11 protein-coding genes and 1 pseudogene are annotated in these 22,746 nt (G+C 65.3%); 7 read left to right on the top strand and 5 right to left on the bottom strand.

The window, feature by feature from the left end; genetic code table 11:
• The first annotated feature begins 53 nt into the window (after window positions 1–53).
• From ACIBI5_RS40230 to ACIBI5_RS40215, 4 genes and pseudogenes are all read left to right on the top strand, one after another.
• Window positions 54–365 (top strand): hypothetical protein, encoded by a 312-nt coding sequence (locus tag ACIBI5_RS40230; protein ID WP_397255301.1) that lies wholly within the window; start codon window positions 54–56, stop codon window positions 363–365.
• Window positions 293–946 carry an ISAs1 family transposase gene (locus ACIBI5_RS40225; RefSeq protein WP_397255291.1) on the top strand — a complete coding sequence of 218 codons (654 nt, stop codon included), beginning with the start codon at window positions 293–295 and terminating at the stop codon, window positions 944–946. Before ACIBI5_RS40230 ends, ACIBI5_RS40225 begins: the two co-directional genes overlap by 73 nt.
• Before the next feature lie 250 nt (window positions 947–1,196).
• Window positions 1,197–1,613, top strand: a complete 417-nt coding sequence (locus tag ACIBI5_RS40220; protein ID WP_397254849.1) for an ATP-binding protein — start codon at window positions 1,197–1,199, stop codon at window positions 1,611–1,613.
• Between the two features lie 214 nt (window positions 1,614–1,827).
• Window positions 1,828–2,601 (top strand): annotated as a pseudogene (locus ACIBI5_RS40215) (transposase family protein).
• A 207-nt stretch (window positions 2,602–2,808) separates the two neighbouring features.
• Here the strand turns inward: ACIBI5_RS40215 and ACIBI5_RS40210 are convergent.
• Together ACIBI5_RS40210 and ACIBI5_RS40205 are read right to left on the bottom strand one after the other, a co-directional pair.
• Window positions 2,809–3,330, bottom strand: a complete 522-nt coding sequence (locus ACIBI5_RS40210; RefSeq protein ID WP_397254847.1) for a tyrosine-type recombinase/integrase — start codon at window positions 3,328–3,330, stop codon at window positions 2,809–2,811.
• A 737-nt stretch (window positions 3,331–4,067) separates the two neighbouring features.
• Window positions 4,068–12,332: a LamG-like jellyroll fold domain-containing protein gene (locus ACIBI5_RS40205; RefSeq protein WP_397254845.1), complete on the bottom strand. Its 8,265-nt coding sequence runs from the start codon at window positions 12,330–12,332 to the stop codon at window positions 4,068–4,070.
• 1,557 nt (window positions 12,333–13,889) lie between these two features.
• Between ACIBI5_RS40205 and ACIBI5_RS40200 the strand changes: the two genes are divergently transcribed.
• Together ACIBI5_RS40200 and ACIBI5_RS40195 are read left to right on the top strand one after the other, a co-directional pair.
• Entirely contained in the window at window positions 13,890–19,100 is a 5,211-nt protein-coding gene (locus ACIBI5_RS40200) for an Ig-like domain-containing protein (RefSeq protein WP_397254843.1), read from the top strand.
• 102 nt (window positions 19,101–19,202) lie between these two features.
• Entirely contained in the window at window positions 19,203–20,180 is a 978-nt protein-coding gene (locus ACIBI5_RS40195) for an ankyrin repeat domain-containing protein (protein WP_397254841.1), read from the top strand.
• A gap of 163 nt (window positions 20,181–20,343) precedes the next feature.
• Here ACIBI5_RS40195 and ACIBI5_RS40190 read toward each other — a convergent pair whose 3' ends face one another.
• The 3 genes from ACIBI5_RS40190 to ACIBI5_RS40180 form a co-directional block, all read right to left on the bottom strand.
• A complete protein-coding gene (locus ACIBI5_RS40190; RefSeq protein WP_397255289.1) occupies window positions 20,344–20,877 on the bottom strand; it encodes a transposase family protein in 534 nt (177 codons plus the stop codon).
• 10 nt (window positions 20,878–20,887) lie between these two features.
• The gene (locus ACIBI5_RS40185) at window positions 20,888–21,145 is read right to left on the bottom strand and encodes a hypothetical protein (RefSeq protein ID WP_397254840.1); all 258 of its coding nucleotides are present in this window, start codon (window positions 21,143–21,145) and stop codon (window positions 20,888–20,890) included.
• 539 nt (window positions 21,146–21,684) lie between these two features.
• Complete coding sequence (locus ACIBI5_RS40180; protein WP_397254838.1) at window positions 21,685–21,846, bottom strand: hypothetical protein; 162 nt, start codon at window positions 21,844–21,846, stop codon at window positions 21,685–21,687.
• Between ACIBI5_RS40180 and ACIBI5_RS40175 the strand changes: the two genes are divergently transcribed.
• Window positions 21,847–22,626 carry a hypothetical protein gene (locus ACIBI5_RS40175; protein WP_397254836.1) on the top strand — a complete coding sequence of 260 codons (780 nt, stop codon included), beginning with the start codon at window positions 21,847–21,849 and terminating at the stop codon, window positions 22,624–22,626.
• The last annotated feature ends 120 nt before the right edge of the window (window positions 22,627–22,746 follow it).

Raw genomic sequence — 22,746 nt, 5'->3', positions numbered from 1 at the left:
ATAGCGTCCATCACTGACATTTCTGGGCCGAGTCGCCCGACGACCGCCGCCACATGGTGCTGGTGGGGCTGGGCATCCGCTGGAACTCGCTGCGGCGCGTGCATGAGATCCCGGACGAGTCGACTCTGCGTGATCTGCTGGAAACCCTGGACACGACCGCATTCGCGGCCGCGTGCGGCAGTTGGCTGGCCGATCTGTCCGCCCACCGGGAGCAAGGTGCATCCGGCCAGGACAAGGATCGGTCGATCCGCCAGGTGGCGGGCAGGCGGCGGGTCGGCGCCGGCGGCGTCATATCGCCGTCGACGGCAAGGCACTGCGGGGCACCCGGCACGGCAGCGACACCGGCCGGGCCCGGCATGTGCTGACCGCGATCACCGCCCGCACGATGGCGCTGCTGGCCCAGGCCGAGGTCGACGGCAAGAGCAACGAGATCACCGTCTTCTGCCCGCTGCTGCGCCCACTGGACCTGACCGACGCCGTGATCACGGTCGATGCCCTGCATACGCAGCGCGAGCACGCCACTTTCCTGGTCGAAGAGAAGAACGCCCACTACATCCTCGTGGTGAAGAACCAGCCGAGCTTGTATCGGCAGCTCAAGGGCCTGTTGTGGCGCCAGGTGTCCATCGCCCACCGCGAGGACCACCACGGTCATGACCGCAGCGAATGCCGCCAGCTCAAGGTCCTGGCGTCGCCGCCGGGCTGGCCTTCCCGCACGCCGCCCAAGCCATCGCCATCATCAGAAAGCCCCGGCCCCGCCACACGGCGGCGGACCTACCGCGAGGACGCCAGCCTGATCCGTACCGGCAACGGACCCGCCGTCATGGCCGCTCTGCGCACCATCGCCATCGGCATCCTCAAACTCCACGGCTGGACCAACATCGCCAAAGCCAACCGACACAACGCCCATCAGGCCCAACGCTGCCTGACGACCCTCGGCATCACCTAACCGAACCAGACACCAAGGCCGAAACCACGAGAACCCCGGAGCCCTGCCGAAGAGCGCCTTCAGGAGATCCCTCAATGTGGGCCGCGATGTCGGCGTGACCGATGCCTTCCGTGCCCGGCGAGGCGGCCGGGCGCGGGCTTGACCTGCCGACAGTGAGCCGCAAGCGGGTGGCAGGGAACCGACAAGCGGGATCGGCATCCTTGGAGGTGTCAGGCGGTATGAGCTGATGCACCTGCGGAGGCGATGGGGAATGACCGGCACCAAGATGCGAGAGTTCCCGGCCCTGCTCGAAGAGCTCGGGCACGTGCGTCATTTCGTGGGCGGCGTCGTGGCCGGCCATCCTGCTGCGAACGACGTGGTCCTGGCCGTCTCCGAACTGGCCGCCAATGCCGTCGAGCACTCCGCCGCCAGCCGTGACGACAACTTCGAGGTGCGGATCACCCATCTGGCCGACGCCGTCCGCGTCGAGGTGCACGACCACGGTGGCGCGGGCAGGCCGCGGCCTGGCGTGGCCAGCGCGGAGGCCACCCGGGGGCGCGGGCTGTTCCTTGTGGACCACCTCTCCCGCGACTGGGGCATCACCCACAAGCCCGACCACACCGGCGTCTGGTGCGAGATTGACTGCACCTGCACGAAATCGACGGCACTCGAAAAGGCCGCCGCCTGAAAGGGTCTGCCACCGTCATCCATAGATGGTCCGACGTGGCTGGAGCGCGAAGTCTATTCCGGGAAGCCTCGATGCAATGAGCCGTTTTCATCCCCGTGCGGTGACTGCTGATCACAGCATGATCGCAAGGTCGACATTCGTCTGATGACATGGCGAAACCCCTGGTAGACGGGTTGATCACCACAATCACGTCCGTCACAACCAGGGGCCTCGGATGCTGTTCTATCGTGCTGCCGTCGATTTGTCGCGTTCAATCCTGAACTACGTGGCCGGCCTCATCCGTCGACACCGCAAGTCCATCGGCTCCATCTGGCGGCGGCTCAACCCGGGACAGCAGGCCCTGCTCGTCCTGGTCCACCTGCGCAAAGGCGACACGTTTCCGGAGCTCGGAGCCGGATTCGGAGTTTCCACGGCGACCGCGTGGCGGTAGGTGGAAGAGACGGTGAAGCTGTTGTCGGCGCGCTCACCCAAACTCGGACAGGCACTGCGCCGAGCCAAGCGCGACGGCCTGCACTACCTGGTGCTGGACGGCACGCTGATCCACATCGACCGGATCGCCGCCGACCGGCCGTACTTCTCCGGCAAGCATCGCGTACACGGCATGAACATCCAGGTCATCGCCACCCCGGACGGGACGATCCTGTGGACCTCGGGAGCGCTGCCAGGCAAAACCCACGACCTGACGGCTGCCCGCATCTGGGGCATCCTGCGGGAGTTGGAGCAGGCAGGAATCCTCACCCTGGCCGACAAGGCCTACCAGGGAGCCGAAGGCCCGGTCCGCACCCCGTACAAGGGCACGAACAAGCCCGAGTCCCAGAAGCAGGCCAACCGCTCCCACGCCAGGCTCCGCGCGCCCGGCGAGCGCGCGAACGCCCAGCTGAAGAGCTGGAAGATCCTCCGGAAACTACGTTGCAGCCCATCCAAGGCCGGCCACCTGTGCAAGGCCATCGCCGTCCTGCAGAATCACCGAGTCGCGCCAGCAACGTGAGGATGAAAAGCGTTCAATGATCGAATAGGACGGCTGCCGTGCTCGGTGCGTGCTCGTCCGCCCCGTCACACGCCATCAGAACCTGGCACTGCCGGACACGCATAACGCGCTGAGATGGCACGAACCATCACCCAGTGGCACAGTGCGACACTAAAAGATCTTGCTTCTAATCCGACGGTCGCAGGTTCGAATCCTGCAGGGCGCGCTTCAATCATGGTGTTGACCTGCGGAAACATGCGCTTGGCCGCCCGAACAGAACATAGCTCCGGCCATTCCGTGCTCGCCCGTACCAACCCTGTACACACCATGATCATCATACCGTTCCTCATATCCGCCACATGACGACGGCTTCGCTCCGCCGTGATGCCAGCGCAGCGAAGCCATCATCTCCCCCGGCCGGGCCGTCCCCTCCGGTGACACGCGAAGCTGCCGCAGAACGCCTCGGCCCTCGTCGTCGCCCAGCAACAGCGCCGCGGTCTTCTCTGCTGCCGCCATCGCCACCTGCGGGAAGACCGAGGTGTAGGTGTCGGCGGTGAACGCGCTGGAGGTATGCCCCAAAGTCTCCTGAACCACCTTGATCTCCACACCTGCGGCCAGCATCAACGACGCCGCGCCATGCCGTAGATCATGAAGCCGGATCGGTGGCAACCCCGCCAGGTAGGCCAGCCACAGGAACTGGTCGGACACATGCTGCGGGTGCAGCCGATCCCCATCGGACTGGGTGAACACGAACCCGGTCCCCTTCCACATCTCGCCCGCCGCGAGCTGTTGCTCGCGTTGACGCCGCTGGTGCGCGCGCAGGATCGTGACCGTGTCGGCGGCCCGGCAGCTTCCAAGCGGATCTGTTCACGCCTGGCTCGCGCCGCCGGGGTCAGACCACCACCATCCGGATAACGCATCCCACCGGCATACTCCCGAACCAGCCGATGAGCACGCAACCACGCCATGTCACCTCAGGCTTTCATCCTCTGTAGCAGGTGCCGAAAGGGTGCGCAGCGGAGCTATTAACGAGTACCACCAGGCCGCCTGACAGAGCCGGCGAAACAGCAGATCAGACTATGTGCACGAGTATCGGAGCAGTACACCCGCGCACGCGAGGATGTTCCCTAGGTTCGTACGAGTCTGAAGGAGTGCAGGATTCCGAGACGGTACGCGGTCTATACCGTCCACGAGGGCGAGTCAACATGTGGCGCTGGCTTAATGCGCCAGTTGGCTCGGTCAGCTTCAGGCGACCAATCCTCAACCTCGCGGTAGTAGATAATCATTGACCAGTATCCCGGAAGTTCGTGAAATATAAGATCCTCTACTTCAGTGATGTCAGCATCAGCCCAATGATTATTAACACGAGCGACGGCCTCACGATATGGAATTCCGAAAGACTCTATCATCTCTTCGGCGATCTGCTCCAGATACTCGAAGACCGGACCATGGGCCGCTAGAAGAAATCTCCTCATTAGAATTCTACCCTACTGAATGCATCCATCAAGAATTCGTGCCGCCCGATCGCCAAAGAACACGATCTGATGGCCGAATAGAACAGGACTAGCACCCTCCAGAAATGGCTTCACATTCCTGAGCATAGGCCCCTCGACCACATCATAGGGATGGGTTCCGGAGTCTGTGCGGTTCATGTATAGGAAGTCCGCCAAGTCGGGACTTCCAGAGCCGAATGTTTTACTATTTAGATCGACAATTGCACTCGTCGGCACACGAAAGTGCAGCACCACGCCGTTCGTGCCGTACCTGTTTCGCGCCCAAGTTTCAGCCTGGGATTTATCTTTTGTCAAATAGAACCCATTGCCGAAATCGCGAGGGCGTGGCCGAAATCCTGGGTCCACCCCATTATTGCGAATGCTATCTGCAGCTTCCCTGCTCGTGCCGTGATACAGGTCCAGATACTCGTCATTGTGGACTAGAATTGAGTCGCCACCGACAGCGACATAGTACGTGTGCAGTCCGTCTACTGTCAGGTTGTGAACGGGTCGAGTGGCAACCCATGCCTTTATCGCTGAGACCTGAACGTAGGTGCCCGACGCCGTCTGAAGCCACATGCCTGGCTCTAGGCTCCCGGCATTCACCCACTCGCGAAGGTTTGCCACCCAAAACGGATGGTTGCTCGTAGCGGTGATGGCGTCGGCTTTGGTTCTGCTACTTGGATCGATATCGATGCTGATCGAGACGAGGCTCTTCACTCCGTTGCCACTGATCAGAGTTGTGACTTCCTTGGCTTCCTTCTGACCCGATCTCGGATCGGCGGCCATAACCAGGTTGCCAACCTTTACATCTTCGATGGCCTTGTGGCTGCCGTCAGCCATTAGGACCTTGGTTCCGGCGACGAAGCTGTTGGGTGGGTCGCAGTTGTAGATGGGGGGTGGCGGCGGGTCGCCGTAGTCCGGTTCGGGGATCACGACTCCGACGTCGGTGGGCTGTTCTACGGCGTGGGAGCCGTCTTTGCAGGTGCCGGTGTATCTCAGGGGTGTGTCGCATCGGATGATTTCGCCGGGAGCGTCGGGCTCTACGCCGAAGTCCGTGGCGATCCCGACGGAGCCTCTGTCCCAGTTGACACTCTCGATGGGCCGGGTTGGACTTCCGCCCCGACGCCCTCCGTCGCAGAGACCGTCGCAGCTGAGGTCGGGGCCTGGCCGCCGGCCATCACCCGGTTGCTTGCTGATGCAGTTCGGGCCCCGGCAGGGTTCTGGATCCTTTTCGTCCTTCTTCTTGGGGTCCGGCTTCGGTTTGGTGTCGGTCTTGGTGCCGCCGCAGTTGATCTTGCATGGCGGTTTGGGCTGGGTGTGGTTTCCGCAGTTGACCTTGCATTTCTTGCCTTGCGGCTGCTTTGGAGTTTTGGCCGTGTTCTTTGGTCCACAGCCGCCGGGACGTGTACGGCAGAGGTTTTTCTCAGATTGCAGGTTCTCCTGCGGTTTCGTGCTGGGCTTCGTCTGCGGCTTACTCCCACCCTTACCGTTCGGCTTCGCCCCGGTTCCCGTTCCATTTGTCGTCTTGGCACCTGTTGTTTTTGCCCGCACTGCTGCTTGAGCCGCCCGAACTGCTGCCCTCGCTGCTGCTGCCGCTCTGGCCGCTGCCGCTGCTGCCGCCGCCGCGGCTTGGGCTGGGGTCACTCCGAGGCTCTGTGCCATGCCGGCATTGGCCCGCGGTGCGGCGCCGCCGCCACCGCCACTATCGATCCGCACCTTGTGTCCGAGCGGGTCGGTGTTTGTGAGGGGTGAGCCGTTTGCGTAGGTGAAGCGGTTGGCTTGGATGGAGGGTTGGGGGTTGAGGGTCCAGGTGTCGCGGGAGGCGAATGCTCCGGTGCCGGGTTGGTACCAGCGCGACAGCATGTTGACTTTGCCGGTGTCGGGGTCGGTGTATTCGCTCTGGTAGCCGAGTTTGGGTTTGGGTCCGTCTTGGGCGATGACTTCGCCGAAGGGGTTGTAGGCGGTGGAGGCGGTGATGGCGGTGCCGGTGTAGGTGGCGATGAGGTCGTGGTGGATGTCGGTGAGGGCGCCGACGGCGGGGTTGGTGCCTTCTTGGAGGCTGAGGAGTCCGCCGGAGGGGTCGCGGCCGTATTTGGCTTGGATGGCTCCGGTTTGGTCGGCGACGGCGATGATGTCGTTGTCGAGGCCGGCGTAGATGAAGCGGGTTTCGCCGCCGGTCCCTTGGCGGGAGGTCATGCGGTCGAGGTCGTCGTAGGTGAAGAGGGTGTCGCCGTCGTTGATGAGGCGGTCGAAGGCGTCGAAGGTGAGGTGTTTGGTGGTGCCGTTCTTGGTTTCGCTGGCCAGGGTGCCCCGGGGGGTGTAGGCGTAGGTGGTGCCGTCGCCTGTGGTGAGGCGGTTGCGTTCGTCGTAGGTGTAGGTCTTGTCGCCGGCTTTGGTGCGGTTGCCGGAGGCGTCCCAGGTGTAGGCGGTGGTGTTGCCGCCGGGGGCGGTCCAGGAGGTGAGGCGTCCTGCGCGGTCGTAGCCGTAGGTGTTGGTTCCGGCTCCGGCGATGCCGGTGGTGGTCTTGGAGGTGAGGTTGTCGTCCTTGTCCCACCCGTAGACGATCTTGGAGGTTTCGGCGCCGCTGCTGTTTTTGAGGGTGTGGGTTTCCAGCCGGTCGAGGGCGTCGTAGGTGTAGGTCTGGGTGGTGGTGGGGTTGGCGGACTTGAGGCTGGTCAGGCGGTCGGCTTTGTCGTAGTCGTAGGTGTTGGTGCGGCCGCTGACGGGGTCGGTGACGGTCTTGAGCCGGTTGTCGTTGTCCCAGGTGTAGGTGGTGGTGCCGGTGACGTCGGCGCGCTGGGTGGGGTTGCCGAGGGCGTCGTAGGCGAACGTGGTGGGGGTGCCTGCGGGCGGGGTGAGTTTGGTGAGCAGGCTGCGGTCGTTGTATTCCAGGGCTTGGCTGCCGACAGTGGTGACGCGGCTGGCGAGGTCGTAACTGTAGGTCTTGTCGGGGGCGACGATCCCGGCGCCGGAGCCGCTGATCTTGGTGATGCGGTTGAGGTGGTCGAACTGCCGGTCGAGGCGGACGCCTCCGGGCTGGAGGAGCGCGGTCTCGTTGCCGGCGGCGTCGTAGAGGTGGGTCCAGGTGCGGTCGGCGAAGTTGGGGTGGGCCTGGGTGGCGGGCTCGGTGAGCGTTTCGATCAGGCCGAGCGTGTTGTAGCCGGTCCAGGTGGCGTTGCCGCGGCCGTCGGTCAGGCGGGTGCGGGCGCCGGTGGCGTCGTAGCCGAAACTGGTGGTGATGGACTCGGTGGCGGAGACGGGCTCGGTCAGTTCGACCAGCAGGTCGGTGGCGTCGTACTTGCGGCGGGTGATGTACCCCTCGCCTGAGGTGACCTCGGTGACGTTGTAGGCGGCGTCGTAGCCGAAGCTCACCGAGCGCAACACGCTACCTGCGCTGTTGAGGTTCTTCACCGTGCGCAGACGCCCGGCCGGGTCGTATTCTCCGGCAGTGGCGTTGCCGAGGGGATCGGTCGCCTTGGTGGGTCGTCCGGCGGGGTCGTAGGTGTAGGTGGTGGTGTCGTTCAGCGGGTCGGTCTCGGCGGTGACCTCGCCCGCGGCGTTGACCGTGTAGGTGGTGGCCTTGTTGCCGGGCCGGATCGTCTTGGTGAGGTAGCCCGCGTCGTTGTATTCGAGCTTGGTGGTGAACACCGCTGCCGTGGGCCGACGCTCGATGGTGGTGTCGGTGATCTGGCGGCCAAGGCCGTCGTAAGTGGCCTCGCTCCGTGCTCCGGTCGGGTCGATCGTGGCCAGCCGCTCGCCGAGCAGGTCGTATTCCGAAACCCAGCGCCCGGCGGGCTGGCCCTGCGCAGCGGGGTCGGTGACGCGTACCGGGTTGTCCAGAGCGTCGTATTCGGCCGAGGTGACCTGACCGCGCGGATCCGTGATCGTCGTCATGCGGCCGGCCGGGTCGTAGCTGTAGCCGAAGGTCGGCGTGAGCGCGCTGCCACCGGGCGGGGTGTAGGCGGCACCGGTCAGCGATGTGCGGCGGCCCGCCCGGTCGTATCCGGCGCCGATCCGGCGGCCTTCGGCGTCTTCGACATGGGTTTGGTTGCCTGCGCCGTTGTAGCCGAAACGGGAGGTGGCGCGCGCGAGCGTCGACGTTCCGGCCTTCTCGATCTGGGTGGGCGGAGCCTTGGTCTCGATCAGCTGGCCGACGTTGTCGTAGCGGAAGCTGGTGGTGAAGGCGGCCCGGTCGGCGCCCGCGACGTTTCCGCGCGGGTCGACGCTGTCGAGGGTGAGACCGCGCTCGTCGACGGTCCAGGAGGTGACGAGATCGTTGCCGTCGTTCTTGATGGTCTGCCGGATCATGATCCCGGCGGGGTTGTAGGCGTACTCGGTAATCTCGCTGTTCGTGCTCCCGGCGCCGGTGCGGGTTTCCTTGATGGTCTGGTTGGCGCGGTCGTAGTCGAAGACGGTCTTGCGGTTCACCCCGGCCGGGTCGAAGGTGGTGGAGGTGATGCGGTTGGCTGCGTCCACCACCTGTTCCGCGACCGCGCTCCCGCCGCCGGTGACCCGTTTGGTCAGGTTCCCGGCCAGGTCGTAGGTGTGCGAGGCCAGGACGACATCGCGGGCCGTGGTGGAGCCGTTGAGTTTGACGTCGTCGCCGATGACCTGGGATAGCAGGTTGTCATCGAAGTAGGTGTAGGACGTCTTGCGGCCCATCGCGTCGGCTTCAGCCGCGAGACGGCCGGCGAGGTCATAGGTGTAGGACTCCAGGATCACGTCCCGGGCCGGCTGCGGCGCCACCGGACTGCCGGTCCAGCCCTTGAGCGTGCGCGTGAGCAACTCCCCGCGCTTGGAGTAGCCGTTCTCCACCACCGTGCCGAGTTCGTTGGTCATCTTGACCAGCGCACCCGCGGAGGACCATTCCTGCTTGGACACACCGCCCTCGGGGCCGGTGATCGTCGCGGAGCGGCCGTAGGCGTCGTAGGTGTAACTGGTAGTGCGGTCTGGGTCGCCACCGGTGAGATCGGCGATCGTTTCCGACAGCTCGTTACCGTCGGCATCGTAGCCGTAGCGGGCCTGCATGGTGTGAGTGGCGTTGCTGATCTCATTGCGGACGCCCGGTCCGGTCTGCGTGGCCACCCGGCTCATGCCGTCGTAGGTGAAGGTGGTCTTCACCCCATCCGGATGCGCGGTGGAGATTTCCGCATGCGAAGTGACGCGTCCGAGCGCATCGTGGGTGTAGGCGGTCTTCAGCCCGCTGGGAGTCGTCTCCTCGGCCAGGTCACCCGCGGCGGTGTAGGCGTAGCGGGTTTCGCCGCCCTTGGGGTCACGCTGGGTCTTGAGCAGACCCTTGGGGGTGGTGCCGCCGCCGATCGCCGGTTCGGTGCCGTCGGTGTAGGTGTAGGCAATCCCCCATGTGGGGTCGCCGACCACGTCGGGCCAGGTCTCGCTCTTCACCTGCCCGTACTCGTTGTAGGACCAGTGCGTGGCGTAGGTGTTGTCGAGCGCGCTGGAGGAACGCTGGTCCAGGCGCGAGTGCATCTTGTCGTTCAGCGGGTCGAACGGGTTGGCGGCGTTCTCGTGGTAGCCGAACCACTCCCACTCACACCAGATCTGGCTCCTACTCCGGCACGATCCCTTGCCCCACAGGTTGCCGCGCGCGGTCCACTGGCGGCCGAACACGTTGCCGTTGGGGTCGATCACGTCGCGCGGGTAGCCGCCGGTGTCATAGGTGTACTTGGTGATCTTCCCCAACTGGTCCGCGCGCGAGACGACGCGGTAGCCGCGCCAGGCATCGTAGGTGGTGACGATCGTGTTCAGATTGGGGTCGGTCACCGTCACCTTCGACAACCCGGTCGACTTGGCATAGTCGAGCGCGCTGATCTGCCACGTTCCACCGTTGTTGTCGGTGTGCGTCTTGAGCCGGTCGGTGGCCGCGTCGTAGACGTTGGCGGCCCATACCCGCCCGGACGGCAGGGTGATCTTGGTCATCTTGTACGGCGCCGCCGCGCGCGCCTCGAAGTGCAGGCGCACATCTTCCGGCGTCAGCGGCTTGGCATAGACGGCAACCTCGTCCAGCTGACCCCTGAACCCGAACGACGTCGTCGCCCCGGCCGTCCCGGGTGTGGCAGGCCACTCTCCTCCCACCACCTGGCCGAACCCGACTTCTGCGTCCGCGGACCAGCCGCCCGTGATGGCTCCGGCGAGCGTGCCGACCTGCTGGCCATCCAAATAGAGGCGCTGCTCCCCCGCGGACAGGGTGATCGCCACATGATGCCACTGCCCATCATTGACCACGCCAGTAGAGGTGATCGGCGCGATCCCGGACCCACTGCCCGCACGGCGTAACTGGCCGCGCAGCTTACCGTCGGTGCCCACATAGACACGGCCCGAACCAGCCTCCGACGCTGCTCCAGTCGCGAGCAGCACCCCGGACTGGGTGGTCTTGAACCAGGTCTCGAACGTGGCCGCGTCCTCCACCCGTGCCAGCGCGTGCTCGGGCAACACGACCTTCTGGCTACCCGAGACGGTCACCGCCGTGTCACCCGTACCGGCCAGCGCTCCCGGCTGCTTCAGCGTGGCGCCGGAGTAGGCGGCCGGGCCCGCGCCCCAGCCCAGGTCGGCCGCGGTGGTGCCGGTCTGCTCGCCGAGCCGCCAGTAGCCGATCGGGTCAGAATTGAGCACAGTGCTGCGATACAGGGAGCCGTCGGTGTAGTCGAAGGTGACACAGTTCGGCGCCGCCGTCGGCGAGCACACCTGCTTCAGCTGGTCACCCTGGTAGACGTAGGTCCACGTCAGCGGCTGGCCGTTGACCGGCGGGGTGGAGACGGTGGCGACGTGCGCGCCGTTCCAGGTGAAGCTCAGCGACCGGCCACCCGGACTGGTCACGCTGGCCAGCTTGCCATCACCGCTATAGGCGAACTCCTGAGCCCGCCCAAGGTTGTCGGTGATCGTGGTGAGCTTGCCGGTGGCGGCGAACAGGTAGGAGGTGGACGACTTGTCCATCAGCCGCCACCCGGACGGCTCCTTCACACACGTGCCCGCCGTGCACACGTCCTTGAACGTCTGCACCAGCGTCGCGTACATGCCCGGCGGCGGCTGATAGGACCCATCACCCCTAGAGGCGAAGCGGATCTGCCGCCCATCCGGGTTGGTCAGCAGCAGCGTCGGCACCGCCGCCACCGACTCCGGCTGGATCTTCATGTCGAACCGGGTCGACCAGCCCGCCCCGAACATGCCGTCCCGGCGCGGGTCCATCGCGTTGTAGGAGCGCACGATCGACAGCGGCGGACCCGCGGTGGCAACCGAAGCATCGGTGAACGACGTCGTGTAGTTACCGGGCAGCTGGTGAAACTCCTGCCCATCCACCCCCGAAGTGGCCAGCTGCGAGCCGATCGCTGGCTGCCGCACCCCGGTGGTGAACGACAACGCCGGCGTCGTGGCGGTCTTCGACCAGAACACATCCAGCGCCGAGATGGTCCACCAGTACTCCTTGCCCCACACCAACTTGCCCGCAGGCACCCGCCAGGTGTTGACATCGCCGGCCAGCTGGCCGGAGGTGAAACAACTCGCACCGGTCATGTCGGCGTTGTCGCACACCTCGAACGTGTACCGAATGTAGGTCCCGCCGTTGTTGCCGTACGCGTGCGCGACCAGCAACGGCGTCAGCGAATCCACCAACATCTCATCGACCGGGAACACGTCATCGAACGTCGGCGGATACCGCACTGGGTCCGGCGGCGGCCCATCCGCGCAATCCCCCTCCCGGTTCCAATACGGCCGCTCGATCCCCGCACCCTCCGGGGTGATCTCGTAATACGTCGAACCCGGCGGCTTGAACCGGGGCACCTCCACCCGGCTCGTCCAAATACCCAGCTGATAAGAAACCTGCGACCGGCCCGCATACGAGCTGGAGGAGTTGTAAGCCGGATACGACGCACACAACACCGCCGCCAGCCGCGCCTCGCCATCAGGACTCTTCGCAACCGCCTGCGGCGGATTCTCCTCCACATGCCGGCCCTCGGCCGGCAACCCGCCCTTACGCTTACGCGGATCCTGCTCCGACGGCTCCGTCTTCTCCCTGCTCGTCGTGGCGGCGGTGTCCACCAGCGACGGTAACGGGAGCGGCGAGCCCTGCTGCTGATCCGGCGTGTCCGGCACCACCCGGCCATCCACGACCGCCACCGACGCCACAGCAGCCGAGACTGGAAAGGCCGTGGTGAACGTCAACCCCGGCAACAGCGCCACCAATAACGCCGCCCGCCACGCCTTCGCACGGCCTAAACGCGGCAGCCCACCACTGCGGCCCATACGCCATCACACTCCGAACCAGCGAGGCACCCCACACACACGGGCGCGAACACGGCTCCTCACCACCCAGCACGAAACACTCGTCCGCCTCGGAGGTTCAGAGAAAGATCACATAAGCACGCAAATCTTAACTTCGGCCTTATAACACCTCAAGAGCCATATTCTGCACTAAACAGTCACATACTGTTACATATGCGGCAGTCGACTCATCGCGGGACCATCCACAGCGCACAAGACCGTTCCGCAGGCCTCTCGTCATTGGACAACCGATCATGGAACGCGACAAGAGCGCGATCTACATTTCTTCTAGATGCCTCCGCCATCGGCCGGCCACAACATCGCCTCATGACGGAACGTGACCGACTGGTGGCGCCCAGCCCTCGCTGGAACCGCCCTCTTACCTGGCGTCCCACTCCATCCACCGCCACGGAACCCCATCAGCGCCTGGCGGCAAAAGGCCGTCCACGCCTGCCATCCCCAGCTGCTGACAGGCCGCGCCACGGCGCTCCCGCCGCTACGGACTATGACGGCGGCCCGCATTTCCCTGTGCGGGGAAGGCAGATGCATCACTCACACGCATTTCACCGTCACCCACAATCAGACGACGCGACAGGAACTGAAGGAGACCGAGTGGACGTGACAGGCACCCGGGAGCTCGAACCAGCCAGCACCTACGGATAAGAGAGGGATGCCGAAGAGCAGCTGCCGAACGGGTGATTGCAGGGACTACCGTGGTATTTGTGATGAATGCGCGTGTCGGCCCTGCTGGTGGACAGCGTCCCGCTGGCGAACCCTGGAGGATCCCCACGCGCGGGTCGGCCGGCACCAGCTGGATGCCATGGAACGAAACGCCGAAGCATAACCGCGCGTGGGGGTGATCCAGCACACGCGCTGATCGGAGTCGCAGCTCTCAGCCTCGTCCCCACGTCGGACGACCCCGCGATGCCACCGGATGGGTCGCCGTGCTCGGCCCGTGCTCGTCCGTCCCGGCACCCCGTGTCAGGGCCGGGCACGACCTGACACTGCGATCACCATGGACCGGGACAAAGAATCACCACCGGACACAGCCAAACACTAGACGATCTTGCTTCTAATCCGACGGTCCGTAGGTTCAAATCCTGCAGGGCGCGCTTCGATCGTTGTCTGATCCGTGGTGATGCACGCTCGCCCACCTGCCGCGGGAAGAGCAGCAGGTAGAGGCCTTTCCCTTCCTGCCCTGCCCGTGGGGTTATCACGAATGGCAGCTTGATCAAAGACCTTTATTTGCGTTGATCTGGATGATATCTCTGCGTCTGGAACATCCGTTCGAGTGGCCGTGGCGACATGGCCACTCTGCTGTGCGCAGAGGAGTGTTACGTGACACTGCTGGTGCGAAACGGGGAGACAGCACCGCACTTACCCGGCCCCAGGCATCGGAGAAGACGCCTGGCGAGGGCCGCCGCCACTGCTGTGGCTGCGATTATGGCCCTGAGCATGGCCTCAGCTCCGTCCTGGGCTGAGCAGCACGAACCTACGCCGAGTTCGGCGCCTTCAGAGCGGCGGGGCGGCAGTCCCGTGGTGGACGAGAAGATGGTGGCGGCCAAGGCGAAAGCCGTCAAGACCGGCAAACGGGTCGCCTTACCCTCGCACTACACCGAAACCATGAAGGTGTGGGCCAACACCGATGGCAAAACGCTGCATGCTGAGCTGAGTACCGAGCCGGTGCAGCTCAAAGTGTCCAGCAAGGACGGCAAGAAGTCCTGGCAGCCGGTCGACACCTCGATCGTGACCAAGTCCGACGGCACGCTGGGGGCCAAGCTGGTCAAGACTCCGCTGACCTTCGGCGGTGAGGGTGACAAGACCCTGGTCACCGCCAAGGACAAGGACGGAACCGTCGCCATCGGCTGGAACCGCAAGCTGCCTATGCCGAACGTGGACGGAAACAAGATTACTTATCGGGATGTGGTGGCAGAGGGCGCCGACCTGGTACTCACCGCCCTCCCGAACGGGTTCGCTCAGGACGTCGTGCTGCGTACGCGTCCGAAGAGCCCGATACAGATTCCGCTGACCGTTAACCTGCCCGACGGCAAGGCGTACAGCATCCGTGACGGTAAGCCACAGCTCATGTCGGCGCAGGGCGCGGCGGAGAGCAGGCCGCTGGCGGCGCAGGCCGTTGACGCCAAGGCCATCGAGTCGCCGGAACAGGGCAGGATCGGCAAGGTAGACACCTCGGTGACCACCGACGCCTCCGGCAACACCTCGCTGGTGCTGACCCCCGACGCCGTCTTCCTGGCCGATCCGTCGGTGGCCTACCCGGTGATTGTGCCGATGAGCGGGGAGTGGATCGGCGCGGGGGACTCCTCCGACACCTTCGTCTCCAGCGTGCAGTACCCCAACTCGGCGACCCTGTTCACCTGGCTTCGGGCGGGGAAGTCGGCCGATGGAGAACTGTGGCGCACCTACCTGCGCTACGTGATCAATGGCACCCATCTGGACTTCGCCACCATCCACGACGCCGACCTGCGGTTGTGGAACTACCACGCCAACGGGTGCGGCACCAGCGTGGGCGTGGGCATCGTCGCGCGCCGACTCACCTCGGCCTACCACTACTCCACCTTGACCTGGGCCAACCAGCCGTCCAGCACCGGCACCAACGCGGTGGTCAACACCGGCGGCTACAGCGCCACGTTGGCAGGCTGCTCGGGCAGCGGCGAGTTGTACTACTCGATCCAGGACATCGTGCAGCAGTGGGCCGACGGGACGTCGGACTACGGGCTGATGATCCGCGCCGCCACCGAGGGCGCCGCCGGAGCCAACTGGCGCCAATACCGTTCCGACCAGTACACCGGCGGAGACGGACGCGGTCCGGTGTTGTTCATCGACTACACGCCTGCGGATCGCGTCAGGGTGGTGTTCAACTCCAGCGGGGATCTGACGTCCTTCCCCACGTACGGCGAGGCCCTGGCGATGGAGGAGGTCCTGCTCGCCACCCCCGACAACAGCGTCCTCAGCACCGAACAGATCAGGGCGATCGAGACCCAGCGGTACGCGGAGACGGACAACACCATCCCCGAGTTGCTGCCGCTGGAGGGGGAGACTGACGAGTCTCCCACCAACCCTGACGTCGGTGACGGGGCTCCGCCGTCCGTCGTCGAAACGACGCCGGCTGATGGCGCGAGCGACGTACCGACTGACACCGCCGTTAGCGTCACCTTCAATGAGGACGTACGCGGCGCCGACCTCGTCCTGAAGGACGCCGACGGCGGTGTCGTGGCCACCACGACAGGCGAAACCGGTGAGTACGGCAACGCCACCGTCACCTTCACACCAGGTCAGCCGCTGAGGGCCGGCACCGTGTACACCGCGACCGTCAGCGGTGCGACGGACCTGTGGGACAACGCCATGTCTCCGCATTCCTGGTCGTTCACCACAACGGGACCTGACACGAGCGCGCCGACGGTGACCGGGACCGACCCGGCCAAGGACGCCGCCGACGTACCGGTAAGCACACCTGTGCGCGCGACCTTCAGCGAGCCGGTGTCCGAGGCGGAGATCACCCTCAAAGACTCCCAAGGCACCACCATCACCGGCACCACGGCGATGGACAGCACCAACAAAGTCCTAACCCTCACACCACAACAACCCCTGGCCCACAGCGCCACCTACACCGCCGAAGCGACCAAAGCCAAAGACACCGCGGGCAACATCATGACCACCCCGCACGTCTGGTCCTTCACCACGGCGGCACCCGACACGACTGCACCCACGGTGACCGGGACCGACCCCGCCAACAACGCCGCCGACGTACCGGTCGCCACACCCGTTCGGGCCACCTTCAGCGAGCCGGTGTCCGAGGCGGAGATCACCCTCAAAGACTCCCAAGGCACCACCATCACCGGCACCACGGCGATGGACAGCACCAACAAAGTCCTAACCCTCACACCACAACAACCCCTGGCCCACAGCGCCACCTACACCGCCGAAGCGACCCAAGCCAAAGACACCGCGGGCAACATCATGACCACCCCGCACGTCTGGTCCTTCACCACGGTCCAGGCGCCGTCGGCTCCGAAGACGATCACGTTGCCGGTGCAGACCGACACCTGGCTCGATGACCAAGGGACGGTCGGCCCTAATGGCCCCACGGTGTGGGCGGGTGCGTACGGCAGCAGCGCTCCGAGGGCCATTGAGCGGACCTATCTGAAGTTCGATACCTCGGCGCTGGCGGGTAAGGCGATCACCGAGGCCAAGCTGGAGCTGTGGAATTCGGCTTCCTTCGGTTGTGGCGCCGCCGACTCGGGTCTCAAGGCGCAGCAGGTCACCGGGGCGTGGAGTGCCGAAACCCTGAGCTGGCGCAATCAGCCGCAGACCACCACCAACGGCGAGGCGCTCGCCAAGGACCCCGGCGGATGCGTGGGCGATTCGCCGCCGAGCGATGTCGCGTGGACCTGGCCGGTGACCGACATCGTGCGGGGCTGGGCAGCGGGCCAGGACAACCATGGCCTGATGGTGCGCGGGGTTGATGAATCCACCAGCGCCCCGCAGTACGACCGCGGCTTCCACGCGTCGGAAACCGAGGAGGCCGAGGCCCATCCGCCGACGTTGAAGGTGACCTACACCGACAACGCCGGTCCCACCCCGACTCCCACGACACCTCCCGGTTCGGACACGACACCGCCGACGATCCTCGCTGTGGAACCGGCCGACGGCACCGAGGACGTGCCGGCCGACGCCACGGTGAAGGTCACCTTCAGCGAGCCGGTGACCGGCGTCAACTTCGTCCTGACCGACATCGACGACGAGGTGGTTCCCGGCAGCGTCACGATGAGCGCCCGTAACACGGTGCTGACGTTCACCCCGGACGAACCGCTGGACCTCTACTACTGGGCTGAGGTCACCGCCGCCTCGGACACGGCGGGCAACGCCATCGAGGAGCCCTACGGGTGGACGTTCCTGGCCGGGTCGGTGCAACCGCGGCAACTACGTGGTACGGCCAAGGCCTCGTTGTCCATCGACAAGGTGTGGACCCGCTCCTCGAAGGCCGAGGAGGCCGTCGTACCGACCACGGCTCCGGAGCTCATGGTCAAGGTGTCCGGGCGGTTGGCGCGGCACTCCAAGGTGGAAGTCGAGGTCGAGCACGACCCCGGCGCCCGGTCGCAGGGCAAGGGCCGGATCTGGTCCGGCAGCACGGAGATCGCCACTGGGTCTGTGGGAATCGCTCGGGTGCCCGGCGGGAAGCTGAAGGACGGGTGGCGGGTGCGATGGCGTGCTCGCGCCGCGTCGGCCTTCGCGGCGTCCTCGTGGACGGAATGGCAGCCGGTCAAGATCGATCTCGGTGACTCCGGCCAGGCAGGCACTCCGAAGAAGGCGGCGGCCGCCGTACAGAACGCCGATTTCGACTATGAGCACATGAGCCTGGAAATGTGCTCGGAGGGTCGCCGTAACGCGCCCCAACCGAACGCCAGCTTCGGCTGGCAGAAGTCCTCCCGCTACAACGCCTGCTGGAGCAAGCTCATCGGCGTAGGCGACTACATCAAGAAGGGAGAGTACGTCCGGCCGCAGGTGGAGGACGGCTATCTCGTGGAGGCCACGACCGTCTACCACACCTATCTGGGGACCGCCGACGGCACGGGCGTGGTCGGCGGAACGGGCCTTACTCCGCAGACGATCTCGATGTGGACCCGGCTGGGCAATATCGTGGCGTACCTCGACGGGAAGGAGATCCCGGCCGACAAGCTCGACGAGTACCGAATCGGCCTGGTGATTAGCTCGAAGGGCGAAAGCGGCTCCACGTGCAACCTCACGCCTGCAGTCCTCAACCAGATGAGGGCCAAGGGTTGGCAGGAGTACGCGGACGGTATCTACACGTTCCGGGACAGCATCGCCAAGTTCAAGGCCAGCGGTGACACCTTCTTCCGCTTCTACTCCGACCCCGACAGCGACCGTGTCAGCACCTGCACCCTTCGTCCCCGGCTGTACAACACCCTGGACGAGTGGGACTCGGACGGTGAGGTCGACACAACCTGGGACAAGCAGGCGATCCCGCTGTGGAACACCGGCTGCTTCGACGACATGGGCTTGGACGTGGGCAAGGTCATCGGGACGACTCGCGTCTGTGGTGGTCCCAGCCACGCGTACGCCCCGACCACCCGTTGTGACGAGCTCACCCTCGGGCAGGAGGACGAGGACCCACCGAGCACGGTGAGAGCGGCGGCGAACAACACCTATGGCGTGCACACCGGCGCCTGCATCTTCACCGTCACCCCCGTCTTCACGATGTCGAAGAGCGCGGCGACGGCGGCAGGGAAACCCATGGACGCGGTCATCGACCATATCGCCGACGCCCTAAAGACACCGGACAACAAGAACACCTGGCCCTACAAACTGGTGAACAACGTGCGCCAGGTCAAGACCATCCCGGGCAACGCCGACGTCGCGGGATCGCATCCGCTGACCCGCCTCCTGGGCAAGAAGAACGCGGATGAGAACCGGAAGAAGTTCAACTGGGAGAGGCAGGTGAACGGCCATCTGACGAAGGGTGAATGCGACCTGTACTACTGGGAGCTGAACCCGAGCCTGAAGTGGGTGCAGCACTACACCCAGGCCGGTCTGCAGTGTGACGAGTTCCCCTTCGCCAGCACGTACCAGGGAAAGGTGGGGAACGACTACTCCGTCAGACCTATCAATGGCCTGCAGAACAGGAACCACGGATGGACCTGGCTCAGAACGTTCTATTCACGAAATAGGCTCGCCGACAAGGACCCCTTCTTGGTGAGAACCAGAAGCTGAACCCCGACCTCGGCCCTCTGTCACTCGACAGAGGGCCGAGGCGGACCGTTCTGATACGGAATAATCGTGCCCGTCCATGAAATACCGATCCGAGGGAGCGTCATGTCCGAGCCTCTACCGGCGGGCTGGTCCGGAATCGATGGGCACGGATGGGCTGACCTCGCAGCGATCCGCGCCAGGCTGGAAGCGGGCGCCGACCCCGACTCGGGTGTCTACGCCTTCGGCGGCTACGAGGGAAGGCCGTTGCACTTCGCGGCCGAATGGGGGACGCCTGAGACGGTGGCCGAGCTGGCCCGTCGCGTCGTTGACGTCGACGCCGAGTTCGACGACCGGACCGCCCTGTGGACGGCGGTGTTCACCCATCGCCTGGACAACGCCCGTGCCCTGGTCGCCGCCGGGGCGGACCCCTGGCGGCCCATGATGGCCGGGTGGTCTCCTGGACGGCTCGCGCTCGCCGGTCCGAACCCGGATCTGTTCCCGGTCCCCGCCGGGCACCCCGGCCTGACCCCGGACGAGGCCGCGACGGCGGCGCAGGCGCATCGGCTGATCGCCGCGCTGGCCGACATCGACGACTACATGGGGGTGGCGTGCGTCGCGGATCTCACCGCGGCCGAGGCTGCGCGGCGGCTGGAAGCCTGGCCGGTGGACGACACCACCATGGATCCTTGGGCCGATCCCGACGCCCACCTGGGCATCGTCGGCGTCACCGACGTACCCGGTGGATGCGTCGTCATCCAACCCTGGGGATACGTCCCCTCCACTCCCGAAGTGACCTTGCCGTTGTCCGAGGGAACCGTCTGCTACAGCCTGTTCGCCAACCCCAAGAGCGGCGACCAGGGGCTTGTCAGCCGCGATGGGGAGATCGAGGACTCCGACACACTTCCCGGCGGCGGCGACGCGGGCGGACACCTGACGGCCGACGAGATTCTCGCCGAATACCTCTACCAGGGCGAGGCCGTGGCATACATGTGCGCCAAGACCGGGCTGCGCCCGCCCGACGCCCGAGCCGTCGTCGGCCCGCCGGATCGGTGGTTGCGTCTGCCGGACGAGACCGCTGAAGCCGGGCAGTCAAGCTTGTGACGATGCCATGACCGTCGCTGGCCGGGCCGGTGGCGACCTAGTGAGCTGGCTTCGAGTCGCGTGGTCACCACTTGTGTTGCTTTGTGTAGCTGGGTGGTGACTTCGGACTCGGGTGGGAGTGTGCAGAGGGTGTGGGAGACAGTATGGGCACTGCTACTGGACACTAAACCCCGATATGCAACCTCCCTGCAAAGGTAGGAGCGCCACATACTGGGAAAGACTGGACCTTAAAGTAGATTGAACGCTTTTCATCCTCACGCTGCCTGCGCAACTCGGTGATTCCGCAGGACAGCGATGGCTTGCACAGGTGTCCAGCCTTGGAAGGGCTGCAGCGTCGTTCCGGAGGATCTTCCAGCTCCACCTCTGGGCGTTCGCGTGTTCTCCGGGGCCGCGGAGCCTGGCGTCGAAGCGGTTGGCCCCGTTTTTGGGACGCGGTTTTGTTCTTGCCCTTGTACGGGGAGTGGACCGGGCCTTCGGCTCCTTGGTAGGCCTTGTCGGCCAGGGTGATGATCCCAGCGTGATCGAGTGCGCGCGGGATGCCCCAGATGCGGGCGGCGGTCAGGTCGTGGGACTTGCCCGGTAGCGCGCCTGAGGTCCACAGGATCTTCCTGCCTCGTGTGGCGATGACCTGGATGTTCATGCCGTGTACGCGATGTTTGCCGGAGAGGTACGGCTGACAACGGAGAACGTTCCGGATCCAGATCTGATCAAGCAGGCGGGACGCGGGGATCGTTCTCCTTGAACTTCATCGACTGACCGGGGGTTCGTAGCACGTCACTAAGCTCGGCGGCCGCGACGGCCAGTTGCCGGAGCTCGCCGTCGCCTAAATCGGCCTCACCGAGTGGCGCGCTCAGCAGTCGCAGTTGACAGGCGCAGCGGGTGCTGACGGCGAAGACGATATCGACCAGGTCACTGACCGCAGCATCATCGGCCCCGACGGTGTCGGGACGGTACACGGTGGTCACGACCGTGAACGCTACACCGCCCGGCGAGTGTTGGCCCGGTCGGCGTGTTTACCGCCCCGCGGGCAACATCACGCAGCCAGCGAGTTTCCTGTCGCATGAATGACTCGCCCGATCAGCACGCCGACGTCGGCTAACGCCCCCCACACCCCCAACGGTAGGTCGCCGTGCTCGGCCCGTGCTCGTCCGTCCCGGCACCTAGGGACAGGGCGCGTCACGACCCGACACTGCAATCACCATGGACCGGGACAAAGAATCACGATCGGACACGGCTAGACACTAGACGATCTTGCTTCTAATCCGACGGTCGCAGGTTCGAATCCTGCAGGGCGCGCTTACATCATGACGCTGACCTAAGGAAACATGCGCTTGGTCACCAGAACAGAACATAGTTCCGGCCATTCCGTGCTCCAACCGTGCTCGCCCGTACCAACCCCGTACACACCATGATCATCATGCCGTTCATCCCTTCCGTCATATGACGAACGGCCCCGCTACGCCGATATTTCAGCGGAACGGGGCCGCCCTCTCACTTGCCCTGGTCAGGCGTGGAGTTGCCGAACAGTGGCCCCGTTGTGATCGTCACCCAGCAGCAGCGCCGCGGTCTTCTCTGCCGCCGCCATCGCCACCTGGGGAAAGACCGAGGTGTAGGTGTCGCCGCCCGGGACACGGGCAAGCCCGTCGAGCGGCGTGGCGTCTGGCACGTGTGTGACGACGTCATGACGCTGGCGGGGCCGCGCACGAAGGATCCGGTGCTGAGGCTGCGAAGGATCTTCGTGCACTCCTCGGCCCGCGCCCGCGCGGCCGAGGCCGCCCGGGCCAAGAAGCTGGCGCGGGCCGGTGAGGATCCAGCCCGGCTGGAGCGCGGCCTGGGCAGCCGCCACTACCCCGACGAGCAGGCCGTCAGCGACCGGATCACCGCGATCGGCCGCGCCCGGCGGGTGAGCACCTACCTGAGCGCGGTCACCGCTACCAGCCCGGACACCGGCAAACCCACCCTCAGCCGGCACTTCGACCAGCAGGTACTGGACGCCGAAGCCGCCACCGACGGCTGGTACGCCCTGCTGACCAACCTTGATGCGGATCAGGCCGACGCCGGACGGGTACTGCGCCACTACAAAGGCCAGGAAGCGGTCGAGCACCGCTACCAGGCCTTCAAGGGGCCGCTGGCCGTCACCGGCCTGTATCTGAAAAGCAACCGCCGCATCGCCGCGCTGATCACCGTGATCTGCCTGGCCCTGCTCATCTTCTGCCTGATCGAACGCCAGATCCGTCAGGCCCTGGCAGCTCGCGGCGCGACCAAGATCAACGGCCTGTACGCCGGACGACCCGCCATACCCACCGGCAAGCTCATCCTCGACGCGCTGGCCGGTATCCGGCTGATCCCAGGCACCGGCCAGTCACCCCCAGCCATCCCACAACCCACCGACCTCCAACTCCATCTCCTGGACCTCCTCGACATCGATCCACGAGACCTCCGCTGAAGATCGCTCATGTGCGGAAAACGGGGCTAGTGCTGTGACCGGAAATGATCGCCGGGTTGAGGGACGGTTTCAGGCTGCCCATGCGAGGGGCCGGCCTCCCCAGCGGAGGCCTTTCTCGCT

It is taken from the genome of Nonomuraea sp. NPDC050540, assembly GCF_044457485.1.
GTDB lineage: Bacteria > Actinomycetota > Actinomycetes > Streptosporangiales > Streptosporangiaceae > Nonomuraea.
Note: the sequence above shows the minus strand (reverse complement) of the source record. Positions and strands in the feature narration are given on the sequence as shown.

What these genes read in the sequence shown, in the direction of transcription:
- ACIBI5_RS40230 (WP_397255301.1), top strand. Translation starts at nt 54, where the DNA reads ATGGTGCTGGTGGGGCTGGGCATCCGCTGGAACTCGCTGCGGCGCGTG.
- ACIBI5_RS40220 (WP_397254849.1), top strand. Translation starts at nt 1,197, where the DNA reads ATGACCGGCACCAAGATGCGAGAGTTCCCGGCCCTGCTCGAAGAGCTC.
- ACIBI5_RS40195 (WP_397254841.1), top strand. Translation starts at nt 19,203, where the DNA reads ATGTCCGAGCCTCTACCGGCGGGCTGGTCCGGAATCGATGGGCACGGA.
- ACIBI5_RS40205 (WP_397254845.1), bottom strand. Translation starts at nt 12,332, where the DNA reads ATGGGCCGCAGTGGTGGGCTGCCGCGTTTAGGCCGTGCGAAGGCGTGG.